Origin of the sequence: Burkholderia sp. 28_3 (assembly GCF_003253915.1) — a bacterium.
GTDB lineage: Bacteria > Pseudomonadota > Gammaproteobacteria > Burkholderiales > Burkholderiaceae > Burkholderia > Burkholderia cenocepacia.
Genome location: NZ_QKZF01000002.1, coordinates 123714 through 149838, shown reverse-complemented (window position 1 = coordinate 149838; position 26125 = coordinate 123714). Strand labels below are relative to the sequence as shown.

22 protein-coding genes and 1 other RNA gene are annotated in these 26125 nt (G+C 66.8%); 7 read left to right on the top strand and 16 right to left on the bottom strand.

Annotated features, from left to right (window positions below):
* Positions 1-10: 10 nt before the first annotated feature.
* Both dtd and tyrS read right to left on the bottom strand, forming a co-directional pair.
* Positions 11-469: a D-aminoacyl-tRNA deacylase gene (dtd, locus tag DFS13_RS05395; protein WP_006483442.1), complete on the bottom strand. Its 459-nt coding sequence runs from the start codon at positions 467-469 to the stop codon at positions 11-13.
* Positions 466-1707, bottom strand: a complete 1242-nt coding sequence (tyrS, locus tag DFS13_RS05390) for a tyrosine--tRNA ligase (RefSeq protein ID WP_006483424.1) — start codon at positions 1705-1707, stop codon at positions 466-468. The genes dtd and tyrS overlap by 4 nt, the downstream gene beginning before the upstream one ends.
* A gap of 142 nt (positions 1708-1849) precedes the next feature.
* On the opposite strand from tyrS, the gene DFS13_RS05385 reads away from it, so the two are divergent.
* Complete coding sequence (locus DFS13_RS05385) at positions 1850-2998, top strand: anhydro-N-acetylmuramic acid kinase (protein WP_006483425.1); 1149 nt, start codon at positions 1850-1852, stop codon at positions 2996-2998.
* Between the two features lie 106 nt (positions 2999-3104).
* Here the strand turns inward: DFS13_RS05385 and erpA are convergent, their stop codons facing one another.
* From erpA to rplM, 3 genes are all read right to left on the bottom strand, one after another.
* A complete protein-coding gene (erpA, locus tag DFS13_RS05380; protein WP_006476903.1) occupies positions 3105-3476 on the bottom strand; it encodes an iron-sulfur cluster insertion protein ErpA in 372 nt (123 codons plus the stop codon).
* A 227-nt stretch (positions 3477-3703) separates the two neighbouring features.
* Positions 3704-4096 carry a 30S ribosomal protein S9 gene (gene rpsI, locus DFS13_RS05375; protein WP_006476904.1) on the bottom strand — a complete coding sequence of 131 codons (393 nt, stop codon included), beginning with the start codon at positions 4094-4096 and terminating at the stop codon, positions 3704-3706.
* An 11-nt stretch (positions 4097-4107) separates the two neighbouring features.
* Complete coding sequence (rplM, locus tag DFS13_RS05370) at positions 4108-4536, bottom strand: 50S ribosomal protein L13 (RefSeq protein WP_009687896.1); 429 nt, start codon at positions 4534-4536, stop codon at positions 4108-4110.
* 310 nt (positions 4537-4846) lie between these two features.
* Between rplM and DFS13_RS05365 the strand changes: the two genes are divergently transcribed.
* Together DFS13_RS05365 and DFS13_RS05360 are read left to right on the top strand one after the other, a co-directional pair.
* Positions 4847-5152: a DUF1090 family protein gene (locus DFS13_RS05365; protein WP_012492956.1), complete on the top strand. Its 306-nt coding sequence runs from the start codon at positions 4847-4849 to the stop codon at positions 5150-5152.
* 410 nt (positions 5153-5562) lie between these two features.
* Positions 5563-6027, top strand: coding sequence for an OsmC family protein (locus DFS13_RS05360; protein WP_012492957.1), 465 nt, complete (start codon positions 5563-5565; stop codon positions 6025-6027).
* A gap of 66 nt (positions 6028-6093) precedes the next feature.
* Here DFS13_RS05360 and rnpB read toward each other — a convergent pair.
* The 3 genes from rnpB to pyrC form a co-directional block, all read right to left on the bottom strand.
* Positions 6094-6505, bottom strand: an RNA gene (rnpB, locus tag DFS13_RS05355) — RNase P RNA component class A.
* A gap of 12 nt (positions 6506-6517) precedes the next feature.
* Complete coding sequence (locus DFS13_RS05350; RefSeq protein ID WP_111441438.1) at positions 6518-7408, bottom strand: DUF3025 domain-containing protein; 891 nt, start codon at positions 7406-7408, stop codon at positions 6518-6520.
* The gene (pyrC, locus tag DFS13_RS05345; RefSeq protein ID WP_006492342.1) at positions 7405-8469 is read right to left on the bottom strand and encodes a dihydroorotase; all 1065 of its coding nucleotides are present in this window, start codon (positions 8467-8469) and stop codon (positions 7405-7407) included. Before pyrC ends, DFS13_RS05350 begins: the two co-directional genes overlap by 4 nt.
* Before the next feature lie 205 nt (positions 8470-8674).
* On the opposite strand from pyrC, the gene DFS13_RS05340 reads away from it, so the two are divergent.
* On the top strand, positions 8675-9589 hold the full coding sequence (locus DFS13_RS05340; protein WP_006483857.1) for a class II glutamine amidotransferase: 915 nt from the start codon (positions 8675-8677) through the stop codon (positions 9587-9589).
* Between the two features lie 613 nt (positions 9590-10202).
* Complete coding sequence (locus DFS13_RS05335) at positions 10203-15491, top strand: autotransporter outer membrane beta-barrel domain-containing protein (RefSeq protein WP_111441542.1); 5289 nt, start codon at positions 10203-10205, stop codon at positions 15489-15491.
* Positions 15492-15576: 85 nt separating this feature from the next.
* On the opposite strand, the gene DFS13_RS05330 is transcribed toward DFS13_RS05335, so the two are convergent.
* The 6 genes from DFS13_RS05330 to DFS13_RS05305 all read right to left on the bottom strand — a co-directional run bounded on the left by DFS13_RS05330 (position 15577) and on the right by DFS13_RS05305 (position 21482).
* The gene (locus DFS13_RS05330) at positions 15577-16302 is read right to left on the bottom strand and encodes an amino acid ABC transporter ATP-binding protein (RefSeq protein WP_006492344.1); all 726 of its coding nucleotides are present in this window, start codon (positions 16300-16302) and stop codon (positions 15577-15579) included.
* Positions 16299-16976 carry a glutamate/aspartate ABC transporter permease GltK gene (gene gltK / locus DFS13_RS05325; RefSeq protein ID WP_006483854.1) on the bottom strand — a complete coding sequence of 226 codons (678 nt, stop codon included), beginning with the start codon at positions 16974-16976 and terminating at the stop codon, positions 16299-16301. The genes DFS13_RS05330 and gltK overlap by 4 nt, the downstream gene beginning before the upstream one ends.
* Positions 16976-17716 (bottom strand): amino acid ABC transporter permease, encoded by a 741-nt coding sequence (locus DFS13_RS05320; protein ID WP_111441437.1) that lies wholly within the window; start codon positions 17714-17716, stop codon positions 16976-16978. The genes gltK and DFS13_RS05320 overlap by 1 nt, the downstream gene beginning before the upstream one ends.
* An 84-nt stretch (positions 17717-17800) precedes the next feature.
* On the bottom strand, positions 17801-18694 hold the full coding sequence (locus tag DFS13_RS05315) for a glutamate/aspartate ABC transporter substrate-binding protein (protein ID WP_060214167.1): 894 nt from the start codon (positions 18692-18694) through the stop codon (positions 17801-17803).
* Between the two features lie 261 nt (positions 18695-18955).
* Entirely contained in the window at positions 18956-20242 is a 1287-nt protein-coding gene (locus DFS13_RS05310; protein WP_006483853.1) for a Glu/Leu/Phe/Val dehydrogenase, read from the bottom strand.
* Between the two features lie 277 nt (positions 20243-20519).
* Positions 20520-21482 (bottom strand): LysR substrate-binding domain-containing protein, encoded by a 963-nt coding sequence (locus tag DFS13_RS05305; RefSeq protein WP_006483851.1) that lies wholly within the window; start codon positions 21480-21482, stop codon positions 20520-20522.
* Between the two features lie 264 nt (positions 21483-21746).
* Between DFS13_RS05305 and purB the strand changes: the two genes are divergently transcribed.
* On the top strand, positions 21747-23135 hold the full coding sequence (purB, locus tag DFS13_RS05300) for an adenylosuccinate lyase (RefSeq protein WP_006483408.1): 1389 nt from the start codon (positions 21747-21749) through the stop codon (positions 23133-23135).
* A 66-nt stretch (positions 23136-23201) separates the two neighbouring features.
* Here the strand turns inward: purB and DFS13_RS05295 are convergent, their stop codons facing one another.
* Entirely contained in the window at positions 23202-24623 is a 1422-nt protein-coding gene (locus DFS13_RS05295; RefSeq protein ID WP_111441436.1) for an FAD-binding oxidoreductase, read from the bottom strand.
* Between the two features lie 277 nt (positions 24624-24900).
* Here DFS13_RS05295 and DFS13_RS05290 point away from each other — a divergent pair, with 277 nt between their 5' ends.
* Positions 24901-25548 carry a TetR/AcrR family transcriptional regulator gene (locus DFS13_RS05290; protein WP_111441435.1) on the top strand — a complete coding sequence of 216 codons (648 nt, stop codon included), beginning with the start codon at positions 24901-24903 and terminating at the stop codon, positions 25546-25548.
* Between the two features lie 71 nt (positions 25549-25619).
* Here DFS13_RS05290 and DFS13_RS05285 read toward each other — a convergent pair whose 3' ends face one another.
* Positions 25620-26123: a gluconokinase gene (locus tag DFS13_RS05285; RefSeq protein WP_059721659.1), complete on the bottom strand. Its 504-nt coding sequence runs from the start codon at positions 26121-26123 to the stop codon at positions 25620-25622.
* Positions 26124-26125 lie beyond the last annotated feature (2 nt).

Here is a 26125-nt window from a genome sequence, read left to right as displayed (position 1 = left end):
CGGGGAAGAATCAGGGCCGCACTTGCAGCCAGAACGTCACGGGGCCGTCGTTGACGAGCGACACCTGCATGTCGGCGCCGAACTCGCCCGTCTCGACGACGGGATGGCGCGCCCGCGCGGCGGCGACGAAATAATCGAACAGCCGCGCGCCTTCGTCGGGCGGCGCGGCCGGCGTGAAGCTCGGACGCAGTCCGCTGTTGGTATCGGCTGCCAGCGTGAACTGCGACACGAGCAGCAGCCCGCCCGCGCGGCCTTCGCCGTCGATGTTCGATACCGGGAGGTTCATCTTGCCGGCTGCGTCGCTGAACACGCGGTAGCCGAGCAGCTTCGCGAGCAGCTTGTCGGCCGCGGCCTCGGTATCGCCACGCTCCGCGCAGACCAGCGCGAGCAGGCCCGCGCCGATCTCGCCCGTCGTCCGGCCGCCGACGCGCACGTCGGCGCGCGTCACACGCTGGATCAGCGCGATCATGCGGTCAGCGTGACGCGTGCGAAGCGGCGCTTGCCGACCTGCACGACGAACTCGCCGGCCTCGACCTTCAGGCCCTTGTCCGACACGGTCGCGCCGTCGATCTTCACGCCGCCCTGCTCGATGTTGCGCAGCGCTTCGCTGGTCGACGGCACGAGGCCCGCCTGCTTCAGCAACTGCCCGATCGCCAGCGGCGCACCGGCCAGCGTGACCGACGGAATGTCGTCCGGCACGCCGCCCTTCGCGCGGTGGTTGAAGTCCTCGAGCGCGCGCTCGGCGTCGGGCTGCGAGTGGAACCGCGCGACGATTTCCTGCGCGAGCAGCACCTTGAAATCGCGCGGGTTGCGACCGCCTTCGGCCTCGCGCTTGAAGCCGGCGATCTCGTCGAGGCTGCGGAACGACAGCAGCTCGAAGTAACGCCACATCAGCGTGTCCGAGATGCTCATCAGCTTGCCGAACATGTCGGTCGGCTTCTCGCTGATGCCGACGTAGTTGCCCTTCGACTTGGACATCTTCTCGACGCCGTCGAGGCCTTCGAGCAGCGGCATCGTCAGGATGCACTGCTGTTCCTGGCCGTACTGCTTCTGCAGTTCGCGGCCGACCAGCAGGTTGAACTTCTGGTCGGTGCCGCCGAGTTCGAGATCCGCGTTCAGCGCGACCGAATCGTAGCCCTGCATCAGCGGGTACAGGAATTCGTGAATCGAGATCGGCACGCCGCCCTGGAAGCGCTTCGTGAAATCCTCGCGCTCGAGGATCCGCGCGACCGTGTAGCGCGACGCGAGCTTGATCATCCCGTCCGCGCCGAGCGGCATCGACCATTCGCTGTTGTAGCGGATCTCGGTCTTGTCGCGATCGAGCACGAGCGCGGCCTGCTCGAAGTAGGTCTTCGCGTTCGATTCGATCTGCTCGCGCGTGAGCGGCGGGCGCGTCGCGTTGCGACCCGACGGATCGCCGATCAGCGACGTGAAATCGCCGATCAGGAAGATCACCGTATGGCCGAGATCCTGCAGCTGGCGCATCTTGTTCAGCACGACCGTATGGCCGATGTGGATGTCCGGTGCGGTCGGATCGAGGCCGAGCTTGATGCGCAGCGGCGTGCCCGTGGCTGCGCTGCGCGCGAGCTTCTGCGCGAACTCTTCCTCGATCAGCAGTTCGTCGACGCCGCGCTTCGTGACGGCGAGCGCATGCCGGACTTCGTCGGTGATCGGGAAAACGGGCTTGGAACTGGGTTCGGTGCTCATCGGTGCCAGGAAGAATGTCGCAAAAACAGGGATTTTCCCATAACTTGCGCGCGCATCGCTTAACGACGCGTCACGTTACGCGGATAATCGGGCGCAAGGCGCGCGGCACCGGCCCGCGCCGCACGATCCAGGAGAACCCAACGTGCCGCAACGACAGCCGCAGCCTGCCCATCCGGCAGACGGCATCTACTTCGGGCTGATGTCGGGAACCAGCATGGACGGCGTCGACGGCGTCGCCGTGCGTTTCGAGGCCGGCCGCGCGCCGGTCGTGCTCGCGGAAGCGTTCGTCGGCTTCGCGCAATCGCTGCGCGACGCGCTGTTCGCGCTGCAGCAGCCCGGCGACAACGAGATCGACCGCGAATCGCTCGCGGCGAATGCGCTCGTCACGCGCTATGCGGTGTGCTGTCATGAATTGCAGCGCACGGCCGGCCTGTCGCGCGACGAGATCCGCGCGATCGGCGTGCACGGCCAGACCGTGCGCCATCGCCCCGAGCGCGGCTATACGCGCCAGCTCAACAATCCAGCGCTGCTCGCCGAACTGACGCAGGTCGACGTGATCGCCGATTTCCGCAGCCGCGACGTGGCCGCCGGCGGTCACGGCGCGCCGCTCGCGCCCGCGTTCCATGCGACGGTGTTCGGCGCACCGGGCGAAACGCGGGTCGTCTGCAATCTCGGCGGGATCAGCAACATCACGATCCTGCCCGGCGCGGGCGGCGACGTGCGCGGCTTCGACTGCGGCCCCGCCAATGCGCTGATCGACGCATGGGCGACCCGCCATCTGGGCAAGCCGTACGACGACGGCGGCAAGTTCGCCGCCCGCGGCACCGTCCACGCGGCGCTGCTCGCTGCGCTGCTCGACGAGCCGTATTTCACCGCGCCGCCGCCGAAAAGCACCGGACGCGACCTGTTCAATCCCGCGTGGCTCGATGCGAAGCTCGCCGCGTTCTCGCAGGTCGCACCGGAGGACGTGCAGGCGACGCTCACCGCGCTCACCGCCGTGTCGGTGGCGCGCGAAGTCGCGCAGCACGCACCCGGCTGCAAGGCCGTGTTCGTATGCGGCGGCGGCGCACGCAATCCGGTGCTGCTCGACGCACTCCGGCACGCGCTGCGTGAAGCCGGCGTGCCGGCCACCGTCGATACGACGGCCGCGCTCGGCGTGCCACCGCAGCAGGTCGAAGCGCTCGCGTTCGCGTGGCTCGCGTACCGCTTCACCGCGCGCCAGCCCGGCAATCTCGCGACGGTCACCGGCGCAGCCGGCAACCGCGTGCTGGGCGCGCTCTATCCGCGCTGACGCGATATCCGCCGCGCGGCGAGCGCTGCAGCGCGAGCGCGCATAAAAAAACGGGGCATGAAGCCCCGTTTTTCATTCCGGCGAACCGGCGCGAATCTGTCGCCGCTCAGACCGAGAACGACGAACCGCACCCGCAGGTGGTGGTCGCGTTCGGGTTCTTGATCACGAACTGGGCGCCGTTGAGGTCGTCCTTGTAGTCGATCTCGGCGCCGACCAGGTACTGGTAGCTCATCGAGTCGATCAGGAGCTGGACGCCGTTCTTGTTCATCACGGTGTCGTCCTCGTTGACTTCCTCGTCGAACGTGAAGCCATACTGGAAGCCGGAGCAGCCGCCACCCTGCACGAACACGCGCAGCTTCAGGTCGGGATTGCCCTCTTCGTCGATCAGTTGCTTGACCTTGTCGGCCGCGGCGTCGGTGAAGACGAACGGCAGCGGCATATCGGTCGTCGTTGCTGCGGTTTCGGTAACAGCGTTCATTCGAACTCTCCAAAAAGCTTTAGCCGCTATTGTAGGGCCGATCAGAAGATCGTGCCGAAGTCCATGAAATCAATAGGTTCTTGTCGATTTCATCAAGCGTACCCGCGCGGGCGGCCGCCGCAGCGGCCCGGGCGCGGGAAACAGCGCGCATAAAAAAACCGCCAGCGTGAAAGCTGGCGGTTTTTCCGGCGGACGCCACCCGAAAGCGGCGAGGCCATGAAGCGGAATTAACGCTTCGAGAACTGCTTTGCGCGGCGTGCCTTGCGCAGACCGACCTTCTTACGCTCGACTTCACGCGCATCGCGCGTGACGAAGCCTGCGCTCGACAGCGACGGCTTGAGCGTCGCATCGTAGTCGATCAGTGCACGGGTGATGCCGTGGCGCACTGCGCCTGCCTGACCCGTTTCGCCGCCGCCGTTGACGTTCACCTTGATGTCGAACGTCTGGCCGTGGTTCGTGAGTTCCAGCGGTTGACGCACGATCATCAGCGACGTTTCGCGCGAGAAGTAGTCAGCGATGGGCTTGCCGTTGACGATGATGTCGCCCTTGCCAGCCTTGATGAAGACACGTGCGACAGCGCTCTTGCGGCGGCCCGTGCCGTAGTTCCAGTTACCGATCATGTGGGCTCCCCTTAGATCTCGAGCGCCTTCGGCTGTTGAGCCGAGTGCGGATGCGTCGCTTCTGCGTAGACCTTCAGCTTCTTGATCATCGCGTAGCCGAGCGGGCCCTTCGGCAGCATGCCCTTGACCGCCTTCTCGAGCGCGCGGCCCGGGAAGCGTTCCTGCATCTTGCCGAACGTCGTTTCATAGATACCGCCCGGGTAGCCCGAGTGACGGTAGTACTTCTTGTCCAGCGTCTTGTTGCCCGTGACCTTCAACTTGCTCGCGTTGATGATGATGATGAAATCACCAGTGTCGACGTGCGGGGTGAACTCAGGCTTGTGCTTGCCGCGCAGACGGCGTGCCACTTCGCTGGCAACACGGCCGAGAACCTTATCCGTCGCGTCAATCACGTACCATTCGCGCGTCACCTCATGGGCTTTTGCGGAAAACGTCTTCATGATCGATCCAAAAAAAATGCTTTGCCCGATGTGTTCTTCCTGCTTGTCTGTGTGCGCTTCGAGGCGCGGTGCAGGCTCTCCCTGTTCTTTTTCCGTGGGCATGAATGCGGAAAAGCCCTGAATTATAAAGGAAATACGGTTGCGTGGTCAAAGAGAATCCACGTCCCGTGTTCGTGGCGGCCGAAATGGGCCAAAATTCGGTCGTGCCCCGACAAGCCAGGCGAACCGAGCGCCTGCGGCGGCACCCCTCGACGCGCGGCACATGACCTTGCCGCGCCGACCGGCCGAACCCGAAAAACAACAAACCAGCATGATGAAACAACGACTTACGCCCTTCGTCGCGGCCGCCCTGCTGGCCGCCGCGGCGCCCGCCGTCGCCGCCCGCTCCGGCTGCGAAGCCAAGCTCGACGCGCTCGATGCGCGCATCGCCGAGGCCCGAACCGCCCATGCCGAAGATCGTATCGCGCGCCTGCGCGCGGTGCGCGAACGCGTCCGCCACTTCTGCGCGCGCGGCCACGGCCACGCATCGGCCGCCCATGCGCCGGCGCCCGATGCCGGCTCGCGCGGCACGCCGCCCGACGCGACCTCGCAGCCGGCTGCGCGCCAGCCGGCGTAACGGTGCCGACGCGCGCAAGCCGCGCGCCGATGTTTGCATGGGACGAAAAAAAGCCCGAACGGCTGGTTCGGGCTTAATCCACCTTAGGAGGAGGGTGGAGGAGACATTCGGAGGTTGCCGCAGCGCGACAACCAATGAGGCTCATTATACGAATGCCCCGCCGACTTCACAAGAAAATTTGCATTGCGAAATCAAATCTCATGATGCGGGATTTCGACCGGCAAGCTTACGGAGGCTACTTTCTGTTTTAAATCAGGTACATAACCACCTCTCACACGACCTGAAACCGTCCTCGCCTAGAGCAAAACCCCTAAATCCGGCAGGGAAATCATCGGCCGGCGCACCGCTCGCGCGGCGCCGGCATGGCGCGTCGTGCAGCGCATCAGCCGATCGTTGCACCGCGGGCTACAATGCCGGATCGAATCCGAATCAGGCAACGCTGGAGTGCAAGCATGGAATGCAAAGTAAGCTGGATGGGTCAGGACGGCATGGCGTTTTCCGCCGAGACCGGCAGCGGGCACCTCGTCACGATGGACGGCGCGCCGGAAGGCGGCGGCCACAACCTCGCGCCGCGTCCGATGGAAATGGTGCTGCTCGGCACCGGCGGCTGCACGGCCTATGACGTCGTGCTGATCCTGAAGAAGAGCCGCCAGGAAGTCACCGGCTGCTCGGTTACGCTGAAGGCCGAGCGCGCGAGCGAAGATCCGAAGGTGTTCACGAAGGTGCACTTCCACTTCACGGTCACGGGCCGCAACCTGAACCCGGCCACGGTCGAGCGCGCGATCAACCTGTCGCACGACAAGTACTGCTCCGCGTCGATCATGATCGCGAAGACGGCCGAACTCACGCATTCGTTCGACATCGTCGCGGCCTGACCGCACGGCGCGCAAGAAAAAAGGGCCGGCGCTCCGCAAGGAGACGCCGGCCCTTTCGCATTCGAACGGCAAAGCAGGCCGATAAGCCGGATTCTGTGCACGCCGCGCACCGAAGCACGCAACGCGTGGCAGTCATTCCTCTAGGCGCGCCATTGCTGACGCGCTCAAGCTTCCTACCCGCAGACGAGACGGGGGCCCCGTCCTGCATCCGAAAATGCGCGCCTGCCTACTTGGAATTGCTCCGGGTGGAGGTTACCGTGCCGGCGAACGTCGCCGTCGCCGCGGTGCGCTCTTACCGCACCGTTTCACCCTTACCTGATCCCGGCTTGCGCCGGGCCATCGGCGGTTTGCTTTCTGTTGCCCTGTTCCGCGTGTCGCCACGGATGGCCGTTAGCCATCACCCTGCCCTGTGGAGTCCGGACTTTCCTCGCCCCCGCGCGCCCGAAGGCGGCGAGGCCGCGACTGCCTGGCCTGCTTTGCGACGCGCATTCTAGCACTGCGCGCCGCCGTCGGCAGCGCGCGAGCGGCGGCCGCGGCGAAACACGGCCGGATCGTCGTAGAACGCGGCGTCGGCGTTCGCCGCGCACCAGCCCGGCACGCCGAGCACCGGCAGCGGCGCGAAGTCGCGGCTCGTCAGCGCGCGCGTCGCCAGTTCGGCGGCGATGTGCGCGTCGACATGCGCGACCCGTCGCGCGTCGGGCCATGAAAAATAGTCGGCGCTCACTTCGACGATCCAGGCGTGCGCGGTGCAGGACTTGTACGGTGCGACGAGCTGTTCGAGCAGCGCATGGCCGACGAGCCGCGCTTCGCAACGCGTGCCCCACGCATCGCGCGAGCTCACCAGCAGCCGCGGCCAGTCGAAGCCGCGCAGCGCGTCGGCGAGCGCGCGGTCGGCGGTGACGAACAGCGCGCCGTTCTCGTCGAACAACGTGAGCGCATCGCGCAACGTGCCGCGCACCGGGCCGACGCCGCCCGCCGCGTCGATCGCCGCGGCCTGGCGCGCGTTCAACGCGGCCTTGGTGCGCGGGTACGCGAACCAGACGAGCGCATTGAAGAAGTCGTGAAGATGGTGGCGGGTCGGCACCCGCCCGGTGTCGGCAATATGGGTCTCGTACGCGACGCCGGGCGGCAGTTCGGCCTGCGGCACGAAGCGCAGCGGCCTGCCGCGACCGGTGACGCGATCGCCGCCTCGCGATACGCGATCCAACGCGCCGTTCAACGCATCGAGCAGCGCGGCCGCGCGCGCACGGGCAGCCGCCTGCCACGCGCGGCCCGGCTCCGCGTAAGGCGCGAGCCACGGCGCGGACCAGTCGATCCGCGCGAAATCCGCCGCCGCGCGACCGGCCGCGGGGCCGGGTTCGCGCGGTGGCGCGCAGTTCACGCCAGTTTCCAGCCGATCGTCTCGCCGCCGCGCAGCGGCACGACCGGCGTCTCGCCCGCGAAGATCTCGCGCGGCAGTTCCCACGGCTCGCGGCGCAGCGTGACCGTCTCGGCGCTGCGCGGCAGCCCGTAGAAATCGGCGCCGAAGAAGCTCGCGAACCCTTCCAGCTTGTCGAGCGCACCGGCCGTGTCGAACGCTTCCGCGTACAGCTCGAGCGCGTGCAGCGCCGTGTAGCAGCCCGCGCAACCGCACGCGGTTTCCTTCGCGTCGCGCGCGTGCGGCGCGCTGTCGGTGCCGAGGAAGAAGCGCGGGTTGCCCGACGTCGCGGCCTCGACCAGCGCCACGCGATGCGTCTCGCGCTTCAGCACCGGCAGGCAGTAGTAATGCGGGCGGATCCCGCCGACGAACAGCGCGTTGCGGTTGTACAGCAGGTGATGCGCGGTGATCGTCGCGCCGAGCAGGCCGGGCGCCGCGTCGGCATCGCGCACGTAGTCGGCCGCGTCCTTCGTCGTGATGTGTTCGAACACGACCTTCAGGCCCGGGAAATCGCGGCGCAGCGGCGTCATCACGCGGTCGATGAACACCTTCTCGCGGTCGAACAGGTCGATCGACGCATCGGTCACCTCGCCGTGCACGAGCAGCGGCATGCCGGTTTCCTGCATCGCCTCGAGCGTCTTCGCACATTTCGCGAGATCGGTGACGCCATGGTCGGAATTCGTCGTGGCGCCTGCCGGATACAGCTTCACGCCGTGCACGAAGCCGCTTTCGCGCGCGCGGCGGATTTCGTCGGGCGGCGTGTTGTCGGTCAGGTACAGCGTCATCAGCGGCTCGAACGTCATCCCGGCCGGCAGCGCGGCGAGGATGCGCTCGCGATACGCCTGCGCCTGCGCGGTGGTCGTGACCGGCGGCTTCAGGTTCGGCATGACGATGGCGCGGCCGAACTGGCGGGCGGTGTGCGGCAGCACGGCGGCGAGCATGTCGCCGTCTCGCAGGTGCAGGTGCCAGTCGTCGGGACGGGCGAGCGAAAGCGTCGCCGGGGAAGAAGCGTTCGAGGCAGTCATAGGAGGCGTCGTGAGGAACGGGCGTGCCATCGGCGGGGCCGGAACGCACGTGCGCGGGCCGACTGACGGCAAACCGCAACACGGGGCCTTTGGCCAGCGGAATCCGCTTTTTACCGCTCAGGGCTCGGTGATATGCTAGAAGCCGCATTGTACCGGGGTTCGCCCGGTTCGTTACCCCCTGCTTCAGCCTGCCGCCCCACGTAAAATGTGCCAACTCCTAGGAATGAACTGCGCCGCGCCGACGGACGTCACATTCTCCTTCACAGGTTTCGCGGCCCGGGGCGGGCTCACCGATCACCATGCCGACGGCTGGGGCATCGCGTTCTTCGAAGACAAGGCCTGCCGCCTCTTCATCGATCACCAGGCATCGGCCACGTCGCCGATCGCCGAAATGGTGAAGCGCTACCCGATCAAGTCCAAGAACACGATCGCGCACATCCGCAAGGCGACGCAGGGGCACATCCTGCTCGAGAACAGCCATCCTTTCATGCGCGAACTGTGGGGCCGGCACTGGATCTTCGCGCATAACGGCGACCTGCAGGACTACGCGCCGGACATGGACGGCAGCGTCTACCATCCGGTCGGCACGACCGACAGCGAACAGGCGTTCTGCGTGCTGATGCAGGGGCTGCGCGAAGCCTTTCCCGGCGCGCAGCCGCCGCTGCCGGAGCTGTTCGAGCGGGTCGGCGAACTGACGCGCGGCATCACCGATCACGGCGTGTTCAACTTCCTGATGTCGAACGGCCAGGCGCTCTTCGCGCACTGCTCGACGCGGCTGCACTACCTCGTGCGGCGCTGGCCGTTCTCGACCGCGCATCTCGTCGACGAAGACCTGTCGATCGACTTCGCCAAATACACGACGCCCGAGGATCGCGTCGCGGTGATCGCGACACAGCCGCTCACCGACAACGAAGTCTGGACCGCATTCGAGCCGGGCGAGCTGATCATGTTCCAGTGCGGCGACGTCGCCGCGCGGATGCAGATTCCGGTGCCCGAGCGCGTGCTCGAGAAGCTGCGCAACCCGTCACTCGACGCGTCGGCGTCCGCGCCGCGCGCGGTGGTTCGCGAAGCGCTCGCTACCGCGGCCGACGGCGATTCCGACGACGCGATCGATTTCTGACGCCCGGCGCGGCATCGGCTGCGCCCGCTTTCTGCTCATTTTCTGCTGGCTGCGCAGGCGTCATACCGCACTGTCGACGACGCGCGTCGTCGGCGCAAATCGCTCGGCTCCAGCCAATCGGGTTCCATTTCGAGCACCAGTCGGCGCAATCAATCGATGCCACGCAACATTCGCTTGATTTTATTAAATTACAAGCGAAAATAAATAAAAGATGCAGCAAACAAAATAATCACCAATTAAAACTAAAATCCGGGCCTGCATTTTAACGCGCCACGCCTGCCGGAACCGTGCGCTATCCCACCCACTCCGGCCACCCTCCCGGATTCTCACACCCACCGCCCAAACCCGCCTCCACCATAGCTTTCGGTTCGATTACCCACACAAATCAAAAATACCACGCACTACGGTTCGCATCATTACAGTTTCCAGTTTATCGATAATCGACGCCCATTCGAATCAGTAGACTCCGCCCATCCTCGGTGTAACTAAACACGATTGGCGCGACACGCAGCCATAGCCGCCGCACGCCCCTTCGGATTATTTCCCCACCGCGGAATGCGAATTCGCCGAATGGCGGCGAATGCCACGTCAAAAGAAGAAAGAGGGGTATGTCGTGAATCACTCATTTCGATCGATATGGAGCGAGGCCGCCGGCTGCTGGGTCGCGGTAGCGGAAACGACCCGGGCGCGCGGCAAGCGCTCGGGCAGCGCGTCGGGGGCAAGTCGCCGCACCGCGCACGAGGCAACGCGTCACGCCGTGCGCCGGTCGCCACTGCGGGTCGCGGCGCTCGGCGCCGCCCTGGCCGCGCTGTCGGTCGGCACCGTACACGCGTCGACCTGCGGCAACGGCGCCGCAATCGCGAGCGGCGGCACCTGCGTGCTCGACAGTTTCAACCCGACCGTCAACAACGACCTCGTCGGCGCCACGACCGTGTCGGGCGGCGACCGGGTCGGCCTGACGGGCGCCTGGACGGGCGCGACCGGCGACATGGGCTACACGCCGATGCCGCTCGCCAACACGTCCATCATTTCGGGCAACTCGAATCAGCCGTTGGTCACGCTCGGCGGCAAGACGCAAAGCGTCGGCACCCCCGATTCGATCACGGGCGGTCGCACGTCCGTCGCCACCTACGACTCGTCCGCGTTCGTGTCGTCGAACGCCGGCTCGACCGTCGTGCAGGTGTACCACGACGTGAACGGCGACCAGTACGTGAACACGCGGATCGGCACGGTCGCAAGCTCGGGCGGCACGCTCGACGTCTCGATCGGCAACGCGGCGAACGCGCCCGCCGCGACCGGCAACGTGATGACGATCGCGGCCAAGCAGAGCGATCTCACCTACGCGGACGGCACCGGCTCGGTCCCGAGCGTCATCAACTGGAATTCGCGCAACCAGATCTGGTTCATCACCGGCGACTATCTCGCGAGCGGCGGCCCCGTCGGCAGCATCCAGCTCGACGTGCCGACCTACGCCGGCACCTTCACCGCGTTCGACGGCAGCACGTGGACCGTCACCGATGCCGCGTCGCTCGCCGCGTACAACGACTTTCTCGTGCGTTCGGTCCGCAACGGCGCGCTCGGCTCGCAGACCGCCTACGACAACGCATTCGGCCAGGCCGTGACGCTCTCCCCGCAGACCTTCGAGTATGCGAACAACGTGTCGCCCGGCGACAAGAACGCGCTGCCCCGGAACTACCCGTCCGCGATGCACGGCACGGGCGCAAACGCGACGCTGCACATCGGCAAGGACGGCCAGATCGACTTCCGCGGCTCCAACACGATCGACGCGAGCGCGGCGGTCGTCGCGGAGAACGGTGCGCACTTCGTCAACGACGGGCGCCTGTCGGGCGACTTCACGCTGGTGCGCCTGCTGAGCGGCGCGAGCGGCGTCAACAACGGCACGATCTCATCCGGCTACACGGCCGGCGACAACGTCGACACGGGCACCGCCCGGCCCGACAACTTCGGGCTCGGCACGTATGTCGAAGGCAGCGGCGTGTATGCGAACGGCACGGGCACCACGTTCGTCAACAACGGCGTGATGAACGTCGGCGCGTGGGATCTCACCCGCAACCGGCTCGACCTGCAGAACTACGCGGTGGCCGCGACGGACGGCGCGCACGCGTCGAACGCCGGCACGATCAACGTCGGCGTCAACGCGACGACGCTGGACAGCCAGGTGATCGGCGGCCTCGTCGCCGGCGGCAGCTTCACGAACGAAGCCGGCGGCACGATCTATCTCGGCCGCGCCGCGCAGTACGACGTCGCCGCGCCCGAAGCCACGAACGACGTCGCGCTCGCCGCGCACGCGTACGGCATCCTGCTCGGCGCGTCGGGCACCGCGAGCAATCTCGGCACGATCGTGATCGGCACGCAGACCCAGAACGGCGCCGCGCTGGCGAGCATCGGCTCGACTTCCGGCACGCTGACCAACGCGGGCGCGATCGTCGTCAACGGCGCCGCGGCCGGCACGCCGCTCGCCAACGTCGGCATGCTGGCGGCCAACACCGCCGCGACCGTGACCAACACGGGCACGATCACGCTGAATGGCGTGAACGGCATCGGCATGATGGTCGTCGGCACCGGCACGAACGCGACGGCCGCGACGTCGACCGGCACGATCAACGTGGCCGGCGGCCTCGATCCGGCGTCGGGCACGCGCAACTATGGCGTCTGGGCCGAGGGGCCGCTCGCGAAGGCCACGCTCGACGGCGCGCTGAACCTGACGGGCGCGGGCGCGATCGGCGTGCATGCGCGTTCGGGCGCGACGATCGACGTCGGCGCGAACGCCGTGCCGGCCTTCATGTCCGGCACCAACCAGATCGGCTTCTACGCCTACGGCGCGGGCTCGAAAATCAACGTCGCCGGGCAGCACCTGAGCGTCGACACCGACGATTCGACGCTGTTCCGCGTCGCGGGTGGCGCGGCCTACACGGGTGCATCCACGGCCGGCGTGCTGACGACCGACGTCAACGGCCAGCGCTCGCGCGGCGTACTCGCAACCGACGCCGGCACCACGCTGTCGACCGGCAACGCGGTCTACGACGTCAACGGCGCGAACGGCATCGCGATCGCGGTCGAAGGCGGCGCGAAGGGCACGATCGACGCCGGCGCGACGATCAACCTGAACGCGGCCGGCGCGACCGCGGGCGTCGTCGACGGGCAGGCGCACGACCTCGCCGGCGCGAATGCCGGCGCGCCGGTCGCGACGACGCTGACCAACCACGCGGCCGTCACGTCGTCGACCGCCGGCGTGACCGGCTTCATCGCGCAGAATCTCGGCACGCTCGAGAACCGCAGCACGGTGCTGCTGACCGGCGCCGGCTCGACGGGCGTCGTGGCCGGCACGCTCGGCACGGTGAACAACGCGTCGACGATCCGCGTGACCAACGGCACCGGCGCGCTCGTGCAGGGTGCGTCGGCCACGCTCGCCAATGCGGGTTCGATCGAAGCCGACGACGGTGTCGCGGGCGTGCGTCTGACGGGGGCCGGCGCTTCGGTCGCGTTGTCGGGCGCCGGCACCGTCATCGCGAACGGCAACGCCGACGGCGTGCTGATCGACTCGACCGTCACGGGCGGCGGCATCGCGGCCGGCGCGACGTCGATCGCGGTCGGCGGCTCGGGCAGCGGGGTCCGCAACCTGGGTGCGAATGCAACGATCGCGCTGTCCGGCACGCAGGTCGCCACGACCGGCAACGGCGCCGACGGCCTCACGTCGACCGGCGCCGGCGCGCGCATCGCGACCGATGCGGCCACGGTCGTCCGCACGGCGGGGGCCGATGCGCGCGGCGTGTCCGTGTCGGGCGCCGATTCCGCGCTTATAGCCAATGGAACGACCATCGCGACGACCGGCGCGAACGCGCATGCGATCATCATGGACGGTGGCGCGACAGCCCTGCTGTCGGGCGCGAAAGTCACCGCGTCGGGCAACGCGGCCGACGGCATCGTCGCGCAAAACGGCGGCCGCATCGCCGATACGGGTTCGTCGCTCACCAGCGCGGCCGGCAGCGGCGCCACCGCGAACAGCGGCGGCGTGCTCGCGTTGACCGGCACGGCGCTCACGGGCGCGACGGCCGGCGTGCTGACGTCGGACACGCTCGCGAACGGCGCGACCGGCTCGGTGCTCATCGACGGCGGCAGCGTGACGTCCGCCACCGGGCCGGCCTTCGCCGCGCGCGGCGGCACGGCCGACATCGCGGTGCGCAACGGCACGGTCGTGACGGCCGGCAACGGCACGCTGCTGAATCTCGCGAACGGCAGCAACGTGACGTTCAGCGCATCGGCGGTCAACCTCGCGGGCGACATCGTGTCGGACGCGTCGAGCACCGGCAACGTGTTCCTCGCGAACGGCACCACGCTGACCGGCAAGATCGACCCGGTCGCACTGAGCGTCGACGGCACGAGCACGTGGCGCATGACGGGCAGCTCGGTCGTGAGCCGCCTGAACAACGCGGGCCTCGTCGCGTTCGCCGCGCCGACCGGCTCGCCGACGCTGACCGGCAGCTACAAGACGCTGACGACCGGCGGCTACGTCGGCAACGGCGGCACGATCGCGCTGAACACGTATCTCGGCGCCGACGCATCGCCGACCGACCGGCTGATCGTGAACGGCGGCGCGGCGACCGGCACGACCGGCCTGAAGATCGCCAACACGGCCGGCGCCGGCGCGCAGACGACCGGCGACGGGATTGCCGTGGTCGTCACGGCCAACGGCGGCACGACCACCGCGTCGGCGTTCCATCTCGCCGGCCCGGTACAGGCCGGCGCGTACGAATACCGGCTCTATCGCGGCGGGCAAGGCGATGCGAACGGCTGGTACCTGCGTTCGCAGCTCGACCCGACCGACCCGGTCGACCCGATCCACCCGTCCGGCGGCGGCGACGGCGGCAGCAACGGGAATGGAAACGGCAACGGCAACGGCGGCGCGCTCGCGTATCGTCCGGGCGTCTCCGGCTACGCGATGACGCCGCTGCTGAACGCCGACTACGGCTTCTCGACGCTCGGCAGGCTGCACGAGCGCGTCGGCGACCTCTACAACGTCGAGAAGCAACAGCCCGGCAATCGCGACGGCGTGTGGGGGCGCATCGGCGGCCAGAGTCTCGATGCGAACGCGGGTCGCTTCTCGGCCGACGAACGCACGTTCTTCGCGCAGTTCGGCAAGGACTGGACGCTCGACCAGGCACCGGGCGGCGCCGGCAGCACGCATGCGGGCGTGACGGCCAGCATCGGCGTGTCGAATGCGAGCTTCAGCGACATGGCGCGCGCCGGCTCGCCGAACCTGTCGACGTCGACGGGCTCGGTCGAGATGCATGCACAGAGCGTCGGCGGCTACTGGACCCGCTACCTGTCCGACGGCACCTACTTCGACAGCGTCGGGCAGGTCACGCACTACGGCAACCGCTATCGCGACAGCTACGGCAACGAAGCGTCGCAGAACGGCTTCGGCGTCGCGCTGTCGCAGGAAGTCGGCAAGCCGTTCGCGATCGGCACGTTCCCCGTCGCGATCGAGCCGCAGGCGCAGCTGATGTATCAATACCTGAAGCTGAACGGGTTCAACGACAACGTGTCGGCCGTATCGGGCACGACGACGAATGCGCTGCGCGGCCGCGTCGGCGTGCGCATCTTCCGGCCGAACCTCCAGTCGGACGCGGGCGGCGGCGCCGCGACGCCGTACTTCACGGCCGACGTGCTGCACGACTTCCTGTCGCCGGGGCAGACCGTGGTCGGCGGCACGCCGTTCGCCACGCATCTCGGGCGCACCTGGTACGAGCTCGGCGTCGGCGTGACCGCCGGCTTCGGCAAGTCGGGCGAGTTGTACGCGAATGCGAAGATCGCGCGCAACATCGGCGGTGACTACCGGCGCGGGATCGTCGGGCAGGTCGGCTACCGGTACAGCTGGTAACGCCCGGCGGCGGACGAAAAAAAACCGCCCGGCTGCCTGCCGGGCGGTTTTCGCATGGTCGCGCGCCAAAACGCGCGAACGCTCATCAGTGCAGGATCTTCGCGAGGAAGTCCTTCGCGCGTTCCGATTTCGGATTCGAGAAGAAATCGTCCTTGCGGTCGTCCTCGACGATCGCGCCCTTGTCCATGAAGATCACGCGATGCGCGACCTTCTTCGCGAAGCCCATCTCGTGCGTGACGACCATCATCGTCATCCCTTCCTGCGCGAGTTCGACCATCACGTCGAGCACTTCGTTGATCATCTCGGGATCGAGCGCGGACGTCGGCTCGTCGAACAGCATCGCGATCGGGTCCATCGACAGCGCGCGCGCGATCGCGACACGCTGCTGCTGGCCGCCCGACAACTGGCCCGGATACTTGTGCGCATGCGCCTTCAGGCCGACGCGATCGAGCAGCTTCATGCCCTTCTCCGCCGCTTCGTCCTTGCCGCGGCCGAGCACCTTGATCTGCGCGAGCGTCAGGTTCTCGGTGATCGACAGGTGCGGGAACAGTTCGAAATGCTGGAACACCATCCCGACCTTCGAGCGCAGCTTCGACAGGTTCGTCTTCTTGTCGCCGACCGACTGGCCGTTCACGAGGATCTCGCCCTGCTGGAACGGCTCCAGGCCGTTCACGGTCTTGATCAGGGTCGACTTGCCCGAGCCCGACGGCCCGCACACGACGACCACCTCGCCTTTCTTGACCTCGGTCGTGCATTCGGTGAGGACCTGAAACTGGCCGTACCACTTCGAAACGTTCTTGATGGAAATCATCTTGTGACCTTTTTCTGGAGACCCTTGACGAGAGCAGACGCCAACGAGCAAATCACGAAATAGCATGCGCCGGCGAACAGGACCATCTCGACGGTCGTGCCGTCGCGATCGCCGATGTTGGCGGCCGTGCGGAAGAAGTCCGCGAGACTGATCACGTACACGAGCGACGTATCCTGGAACAGGACGATCGCCTGCGTGAGCAGCAGCGGCACCATCGCGCGGAACGCCTGCGGCAGGATCACGAGGCGCATCGCCTGCGCGTAGTTCATGCCGAGCGCGAACGCGGCATTCACCTGCCCGCGCGGCACCGCCTGGATGCCGGCGCGGATGATCTCGGAATAATACGCGGCTTCGAACAACGAGAACGCGACCATCGCCGAGGCAAGGCGGATGTCGATCGTCGGCGACAGCCCGAGCACGCCCTGCAGCACCTGCGGCACGATCAGGAAGAACCACAGCAGCACCATCACGAGCGGGATCGAGCGGAACACCGTCACGTACGCCTTCGCGAACCACGCGAGCGGCTTGACGCCGGACAGCCGCAGCAGCGCCAGCAGCGTGCCCCAGACGATCCCGACCACGATCGCGATCAGCGTGATCTTGAACGTGACGACCGCCCCCGACCACAGCGTCGGCAGCGCGCCGGGAATACTACTCCAGTCGAACTGATGCATCACTTGCCTCCGATATAGCCGGGCAGCCGCGTACGGCCTTCGATCCAGCGCATGAACGCCATCACGACGAGGTTGATCAGCACGTAGGCGAGCGTGACCGCGATGAACGACTCGTAGGTCTGCGCGGTGTAGTCGACGAGCTGGCGCGCCTGCGCGGACAGGTCGAGCAGACCGATCGTCGACGCGACGGCGGAATTCTTGAAGATGTTCAGGAATTCCGACGTGAGCGGCGGCACGATGATCCGGTATGCCACGGGCAGCAGCACGTAGCGGTACGTCTGCCATTGCGTGAAACCCATCGCGAGGCCGGCCGCGCGCTGGCCCTTCGGCAGCGCGTTGATCCCCGAACGCACCTGTTCGCACACGCGCGCGCCCGTGAACAGGCCGAGACAGACGATCGACGCGGTAAAGAACTGCGTGGTCGGCGGCAACTGCTTGATCCAGGTGCCGATCGACGCGGGCAGCAACTCGGGTATCACGAGATACCAGACGAAGAACTGCACGATCAGCGGGATGTTCCGGAAGATCGACACGTACACGGTGCCGATCGCGGCGAGCCACTTGTTCGGCACGGTGCGCAGCACGCCGAACAGCGACCCGACGATCAGCGCGATGACCCAGGCGACGAGCGACACTTCGATCGTCACCCAGAAGCCGGACATCAGCCATCCGAAATAAGTCGTCGGCTCGCCGGTCGACACGGGGCTCAGAAAGATGCCCCAGTTCCAGTGGTAAGACATGGGCAAGACTCCAGCAAAAAGAAACGGAAGAAGCGTGGCCTCTTCCGTCTCATTAGCGTCATTTCTGCATCAACGGCCGTGTGGTCAGTCGAGCGCCTTGTCGTTCGGGTTCGCGTACAGCTTCTTCATCGAATCGGACAGCGGGAAGTTCAGGTTCAGCCCCTTCGGCGGAATCGGGTTCTCGAACCACTTCGCGTAGATCTTCGCGGCTTCGCCCGACTTCTCGACTTGCGAGATCGCGTCGTCGACGACCTTCTTAAAGTCGGCGTCGCCCTTGCGCATCATGCAGCCGTAAGCCTCTTCCGATTGCGGCGTGCCGACGATCACCCAGTCGCCCGGCTGCTTCGCCTTCGCGCGCTCGCCCGCGAGCAGCGCGTCGTCCATCATGAACGCGACCGCGCGGCCCGATTCCAGCGTGTTGAACGAATCGCCGTGATCCTTCGCGCTGATGATGTTCATGCCGAGCTGCTTGTCGTTGTTCATCTTGCGCAGCAGGCGCTCCGACGTCGTGCCGGCGGTCGTCACGACCGTCTTGCCCTTCAGGTCGGCGAAATCCTTGACGCCCGAATCCTTCTTCGTCATCAGGCGCGTGCCGATCACGAAGATCGTGTCGGAGAACGCAGCCTGCTGCTGGCGCTCGAGGTTGTTGGTCGTCGAGCCGCACTCGATGTCGACCGTGCCGTTCTGCACCAGCGGAATACGGTTCTGCGACGTGACGGGGATGTTCTTCACCTGCAAGTTCGGCAGGTTCAGCTTCTTCTTCACCGCGTCGACCACCTTCAGCTGGAACTCGCGCGAATAGCCGACCACCTGCTGGTTCTGGTCGTAATAGGAGAACGGAATCGACGATTCGCGGTGGCCCAGCGCGATCACGCCCGTGTCCTTGATCTTCTTCAGCGTGCCCGTCTCCTGAGCATGCGCGCCGCTTGCGAACGCGCAAAGCGCCGCGACCGTCAGGACTGCCTTGTGGAATTTCATTTTGGTCATCTCCTTGGCTAAAACCCGCGCCAGTGTATCAAAGTAATATTTTTGAAAGTACTGGTTGTTTACCGCACTACGAATCGCCCTGTGCGAAGCCTTCCTCCAGGCTTCGGGCGCTCCGAATGCGCGCGCGGGCGATGCCGGATCCGGCACCGCCCGCGAGGGTTCATATCCGCAATCGGGTGGATTGCGTCATGAATCGATCATAGTCGACGATCAGGGACGCCCGGTTAGGGACGCCCGGTTAGGGACGCCCGATCAGGGGTAGAGGCCGCGCATTTCGCGCGCCATCAGGATGCGCTTGCACGCGACGATGAACGCCGCCGTACGCACCGTCACCTTGTGCTCTTCCGCGACCGCCCACACGCCGGCGAACGCTTCGCGCATCACGCGCTCGAGACGATGGTTGATCTCGTCTTCCGTCCAGAAGAAGCTCGAGAAATCCTGCACCCACTCGAAGTACGACACGGTCACGCCGCCCGCGTTCGCGATCACGTCGGGGATCACCAGCACGCCGTTCGCGCTCAGGATGTCGTCCGCCGCCGTCGTCGTCGGGCCGTTCGCACCTTCGACGATGATCTTCGTGCGGATCTTCGCCGCGTTCTTCTCGGTGATCTGGTTTTCCAGTGCCGCCGGGATCAGGATGTCGGTCTCGACCGTCCAGAACTCGTCGTTCGGCATCGGCTCGGCGCCTTCGAAGCCCGCGACGCCGCCCGTGCGTGCGACGTGGTCGAGCAGCTTGTTCGAATCGAGGCCGGCCGGCTGGTAGATCGTGCCCGTGTGATCCTGCACCGCGATCACCTTCGCACCCGCTTCCTGGAACAGCTTCGCCGCGATGCCGCCGACGTTGCCGAAGCCCTGCACCGCGATGCGCGCGCCTTCGATCTCGAGGCCCTTCTTCTTCGCCGCTTCCGAACCGACGACGAACACGCCGCGGCCCGTTGCTTCCTTGCGGCCGAGCGAACCGCCGAGCGAGATCGGCTTGCCGGTCACGACGCCGGTCGACGTCTGGCCCTGGTTCATCGAGTACGTGTCCATCATCCACGCCATCACCTGTTCGTTGGTGTTGACGTCCGGTGCCGGAATGTCGGTGTTCGGCCCGATGATGATGCCGATTTCGCTGGTGTAGCGGCGCGTCACGCGCTCGAGCTCACCACGCGACAGCTTGCGCGGGTCGACGCGGATGCCGCCCTTCGCACCGCCGTACGGCACGTTCACGGCCGCGTTCTTCACCGACATCCATGCCGACAGCGCCATCACTTCCGACAGCGTCACGTCCTGGTGGTAGCGCACGCCGCCCTTGCCCGGGCCGCGCGACACGTTGTGCTGCACGCGATAGCCTTCGAAGTGCGCGACGGTGCCGTTGTCGAGCTCGATCGGGCAGTCGACGATCAGGATGCGCTTCGGGCGCTTCAGCGTTTCGAGCCAGCGCGACAGCGAACCGAGGTACGGCGCGACGCGATCGACCTGCTGAAGGTAGTTGCCCCACGGGCCGAGATCGTCGGCGTGCAGGTAGGACGGGATGGACTGCTGTTGCGAAGACATGGATGCTCCAACGTTCAACGGATTGCGCACATTGTCGAAAAACCCGTTTTTTTTATCCAATGCCGTTTGTTTATTCGATTATGCGTTTCTTGCATGATCGCGATTTTTCGCAAATCCGCGGTCGATTTGCGCAAGAACGGCCGCGATCGGCCGTGCATCGCGTTCGCGAAAAATCGGATGGCGTGGATGCATGCCGCCCGCCGGACCGCCGTCCGACAGGCGCCGCAAGGCCGCCGTTGGCCGGCCGGGCCCGGTTGGCCGGATTAACCGCCGGCGGTTAATCCGCCGTGTCGCCGGCTGTGTCGCGCAGTTCGTCACGCACGACGTCCCACAGTGCGCGCACCAGTTTCTGCCGCGGCTCGTCGCCCTGCAGCGCGAGCTTGTCGCAGTACAGCCGGATCTCCATCGTCAGCGTGAACGGATGCGCGCCGCGCGCCGACCGGTCGAGCCGGATCAGCCGGCCGCCCGCGACCGCATCGTCGACCGCGCTGTGCGGCAGGAACGCGACGCCGTGCCCCGCGAGCGCCATCGCCTTCAGCCCTTCGGCCATGTCGGTTTCGTACACGCGATCGAGGAACAGCCGGGTCGGCGCATTCGCGATGATGACTTCGGTCATCCGGCCGAGATACGCGTTCGGCGTATACGACAGGTACGGCACGCGCGCGTCGGCCGCGCCCGGCAGCGTATGGCGCGGCCGGCCCGCGCGGCCGGGCGCCGAGAACGGGCTGATCGGCTCGCTGCCGAGGATCAGCATGTCGTAGCGCGCCGGGTCGAGCGCGACCGGGTGGCTCGGGTGGTGGTAGCCCATCACGAGATCGCAGCCGCCCTCGACGAGCGACAGCACCGCGTCGTGCACGTTCAGCGCGCGCAGCCGCGTGTGGACCTGGCCCATCTTCGCCTCGATCCGCTGCAGCCAGCGCGGGAAATACGTGAGCGACAGCGTGTGCGGCACCGCGAATTCGATCGTCGGCACCGGCGCGCCGACGTGGCCACGCAGCAGCGTGCGCGCCTCGTGCGCCTGCGACAGCATCGTCAGCGCCTGCTCGTAGAAGATCTGTCCGGCCTGCGTGAGCCGCGTCGGATAGACCGACCGATCGATCAGCTCGGTCGCGAGCCACGCCTCGAGCGCCTGGATACGCCGCGAAAACGCCGGCTGCGACACGTGCCGCAGCTCGGCGGACCGGCTAAAGCTGCGCGTTTCCGCGAGGGAGACGAAGTCTTCGAGCCATTTCAGTTCCATGCAGGCGGGCGCGGCGGGCGGCGGTCGGGAAGAAGCCTGCATTCTACCGGCGGGCGGACCCGGCCGGCGGTGTCGAGCGCGGCCCGGCGAGCCGGCGCGGGCGCCCGCCGGCCGGCCATTCGCGCGTCGCTGCGGCGCCGCCCGGGCGTCGCGCGCCCGCGGCCACCGCGGCCGGACCGGTTCGGCCGGGATCGGCCCGCGCCAATGGTAAAATGCCGGATTCTCCTTCCCCTCGCTCGACCCGGCCCCAAGGCCCGCCCGATCATGTCCGACACTCGTCCCGATACGCTTTTCGCCCTCACCGCGCTCTCGCCCATCGACGGCCGCTACGCCAGCAAGACCGAAGCGCTGCGCGACTGGCTCTCCGAAGCCGCTTTCATGCGCCACCGCGTCACCGTCGAGGTGCACTGGCTGATCGCGCTGTCGCGCGCCGGCTTCGCGGAAGTCCCGCGCTTCTCCGATGCGTCGGAACAGTTCCTGCTGCAGCTCGCCGAGCGCTTCACCGCGCACGACGCCGCGCGCATCAAGGAAATCGAGCGCGTGACGAATCACGACGTGAAGGCCGTCGAATACTGGCTGAAGGAATCGGTGAAGGGCCAGGCCGAACTCGAGAAGGCGAGCGAATTCATCCACTTCGCGTGCACGTCCGAGGACATCAACAACACGTCGCACGGGATGATGCTCGCCGGCGCGCGCGAACACGTGATCCTGCCGGCGCTGCGCACGGTCTACCAGCGCCTCGTCGCGCTCGCGCACGCCCACGCCGAACAGCCGATGCTGTCGCGCACGCACGGCCAGCCGGCCAGCCCGACGACGCTCGGCAAGGAACTCGCGAACGTCGCGGCCCGCCTCGCCCGCGCGATCACGCGCATCGAGAAGGTCGAGATCCTCGGCAAGATGAACGGCGCGGTCGGCAACTTCAACGCGCACCTGTCCGCGTATCCGGAATTCGACTGGGAAGCGTTCTCGCGCGACGTGATCGAAAACCGCCTGAAGCTCACGTTCAACCCGTACACGATCCAGATCGAGCCGCACGACTACATGGCCGAACTGTTCGACGCGGTCGCCCGCGCGAACACGATCCTGCTCGACCTCGACCGCGACGTGTGGGGCTACATCTCGGTCGGCTACTTCAAGCAGAAGACGAAAGCCGGCGAAATCGGCTCGTCGACGATGCCGCACAAGGTCAACCCGATCGACTTCGAGAACTCGGAAGGCAACCTCGGCCTCGCGAATGCGACGCTGCGCCACCTCGCCGACAAGCTGCCGGTGTCGCGCTGGCAGCGCGACCTGACCGACTCGACGGTGCTGCGCAACATGGGCGTCGCGCTCGGCTACTCGCTGCTCGCGTACGACTCGCTGATCCGCGGCCTCGACAAGCTCGAAGTGAACCCGCAGCGCCTGAACGAAGATCTCGACAACTGTTGGGAAGTGCTCGCCGAGCCGGTGCAGACGGTGATGCGCCGCTACGGCATCGAGAACCCGTACGAGCAGCTGAAGGAGCTGACGCGCGGCAAGGGCATCACGCGCGAGGCGCTGCAGGAATTCGTCGGCACGCTGGCGATCCCGCAGGATGCGAAGGAGCGCCTGCTCGCGATGACGCCGGCGTCGTACATCGGCAAGGCCGTCGAACTCGCGAAGCGGATCGCGTAAGCACCGCCGCCTGACGAAAAAAGCCCGATGCGAGCAATCGCATCGGGCTTTTTGCTTGTCGGACGATCAGAACGAAATCATCCGCCCCGGGTTGAGCGCGCTCATCACGCTCATCGCCGCCTTCGCGGCCGGAATCGCGATCGGCGACAACTGCCGGCCAAGCGGAATCGCGCGATGGTCGATGCCCGTGAGCATCGAGAAATCGTCGTTGCGACCGACGAAATCGTCGCAGATCGCCTTGCCGATCCGCACCGTCTGCGCGACGCCGTGCCCGCTCCAGCCCTGCACCATGTACATCGGCACGCGACCGTCGGTCTTGCGGCTGTCGGTCGCCCCGTTCAGCGTGAAGTCGCTGACGCCGCTCCAGCAGTAGTCGAGCGCGAAGCGGCCGTCGTGCTGCGGAAACACCGTGTTCAGCCGCGTCAGCAGATACGCGTTGACGTCGGGCTGCGCCCAGCAGGTGCCGGTGCCCTGCCCGCCGAACAGCAGCCGGTTGCCGCGTACCGGCCGGTAGTAGTCGATCTGGAACTGCGTGTCGTACACCGGCATCCCGGCCGGCATCAGCGTCGCGACGTCGACGTCGAGCGGCGCCGTCACGCTCACGTACGTGAAGAACGGCACGGTGGTCGCCGCGCCGTCGTCGAGCAGCCGGAACGTCGTGTTGTGCAGCGCGAGCACGACGCCGCGGCGCGCGGTGATCGTGCCGCCCGGCGTCGTCGCGACGACGCCCGCTGGCGTCTCGTCGAGCTCGAGCACTTCGGTGCCCTCGAACAGCGCGCCGCCGTTCAGCCGGAAGCCGTGCACGAGGCCGCGCACCAGCGCGAGCGGATGGATCTGCCCGCCGATCGCGTCGATCGCCGCGCCGTGGTACAGCCCCGAGCGCACGTATTCGTCGTGCAGCTGATGGCGGCCGACGAGCGTCACGCCCGCATCGCCGAGATGACGGCGCGCATCCGCGCCGTCGAGCAGCGCGCTCATGTGGCCGGGGTGAACCGCCGCCGTCACGTGGCCGCGCTTGCGGTCGAGATCGAGCGCGTAACGCGCGCCGATCTCGTCGATCAGGTCCATCGACTCGGCCGACGCGAAGCGCCACAGCCGCTTCGCGTCGTCGTGCGCCAGGTGGTCGATCATGTCGGCGGCTTCCCAGCGCGCGAGGCCGGGCGTCAGCTGGCCGCCGTTGCGGCCCGACGCGGCCGAACCGACGTGATGCTTGTCGACGAGGATCGTGTCGACGCCCGCTTGCGCGAGATGCAGCGCGGCCGACGCGCCGAGCAAGCCCGCGCCGATCACGAGCACGTCGCACACGATGTCATGCGCGAGCGGCGCGCTGTTTTCATGGCGCGACAGCGACGCTTCGTACCAGTTCGCCGGATGCTCGCCGTCGTAGCGGGCCGGATCGCACCAGTTCCAGTTGTCTTTTTCGATGTTCAGTTGCGTTTGCTCGAAACGCGCTTCTCCCTGGATCAGGGGTTTGTTGTTGGACGTCATGATTGCACTTGCATGGTCTTGGGCCGCCTGTCGATGAGCCTGCTGGCTTCGCGGGTGGGGGCAGCCGGTTCCACATGGGTGTCAACGAGAAAGGGGGCGCGATGGCCCGTGTTGACGGCGGGCACGCTCGTGCCGCCTGGATCCCGGACTGTGCGAAAGCACGTATTGAAAGGTGCCGGGACACCCAATTTCTACACCGCAGAAATAATTCTACAGTGTAGAATAAGCTTTCGTCAAGTTTACAGCCGGCGCCGTGCCGGCCTGCCAGCCCGTCTCGATGAAAAACAAACCTGCCCAGGGGCCGCGCGGCCTCGACAAGGACGCGATCGTCGCGGCCGCGCTCGCGCTGCTCGAAGACGTCGGCGAAGCCGCGTTCAGCGTGCGCAAGCTCGCGCAGTCGGTCGGCTGCGACCCGATGAGCGTGCTGTATCACTTCAAGTCGAAGGAAGGCCTGAGCCGCGCGATCGCGAATGCGCTGTCGCGCTCGCTCGTGCCGGTCGACCCGTTGCAGCCCTGGCGCGAACGGCTGCGCGACCTCGCGCGCCAGTATCGCGCGCTCGCGTTGCGCTACCCGGCCGCGTTCGCGCTGCTGCAGCGGCACATGAGCACGGGGCCGGCCGATCTCGCGCACATCGAGGCCGTGCATCGCGCGCTGACCGACGCCGGCATCCCGCGTGCGGCGCTGCCGGCGGTATGCGTCGGCTGGTACGCGAGCGTGATCGGCCTCGCCGCCGCCGAAACGGGCGGCCTCACGCGTGCCGCGAACGACGTCGAACTCGCGGAAATGCACGCGCTGTCCGACGCCGGGCATCCGCTCGTCAAGTCGGCCGCCCCGCTCTATGCGCAACTCGATCCGGCCGTCGTGCACGACACGATGCTCGACGTGCTGCTCGACGGGATCGCGCAACGCGCGCGCACGGCCTGACCGGCCCACGCATCGCAAACGAAAAAGGCGCCCGAAGGCGCCTTTTTCATGACGATGGCCGCGGACCGCGCTCAGTGCTGCTGCGCGAGACCGATCTTCAGCATGACCTGATCGACGATCTGCTCGGGCGTCAGCTCGATGCTGACCTCGATCGCCTCGTCCGGGCCCGGCTCCTCGAGCGTGTCCAGCTGGCTCTTCAGCAGCGACGGATCGAAGAAATGGCCGGTGCGGCTCTTCAGGCGCTCCTGCAACACTTCGAACGAACCCTTCAGATACACGAACCGCACGTCGGTGTCGGCGCCGCGCAGCACGTCGCGGTACGACCGCTTCAGCGACGAGCACGTGAACACGGCCGTCTCGCCCGCGTGCTGCTTTTCCTCGATGGCCGCGCGAATCGTGCGCAGCCACGGCCAGCGGTCTTCATCGGTCAGCGGAATACCGTGGTGCATCTTTTCCTTGTTCGCCGCGCTGTGAAACGCGTCGCCATCGGTATAGCTGCACGACAGGCGTTCCGCCAGCATTTCGCCGATCAGCGACTTGCCGGCACCCGACACGCCCATTGCGATCAGAATCATTG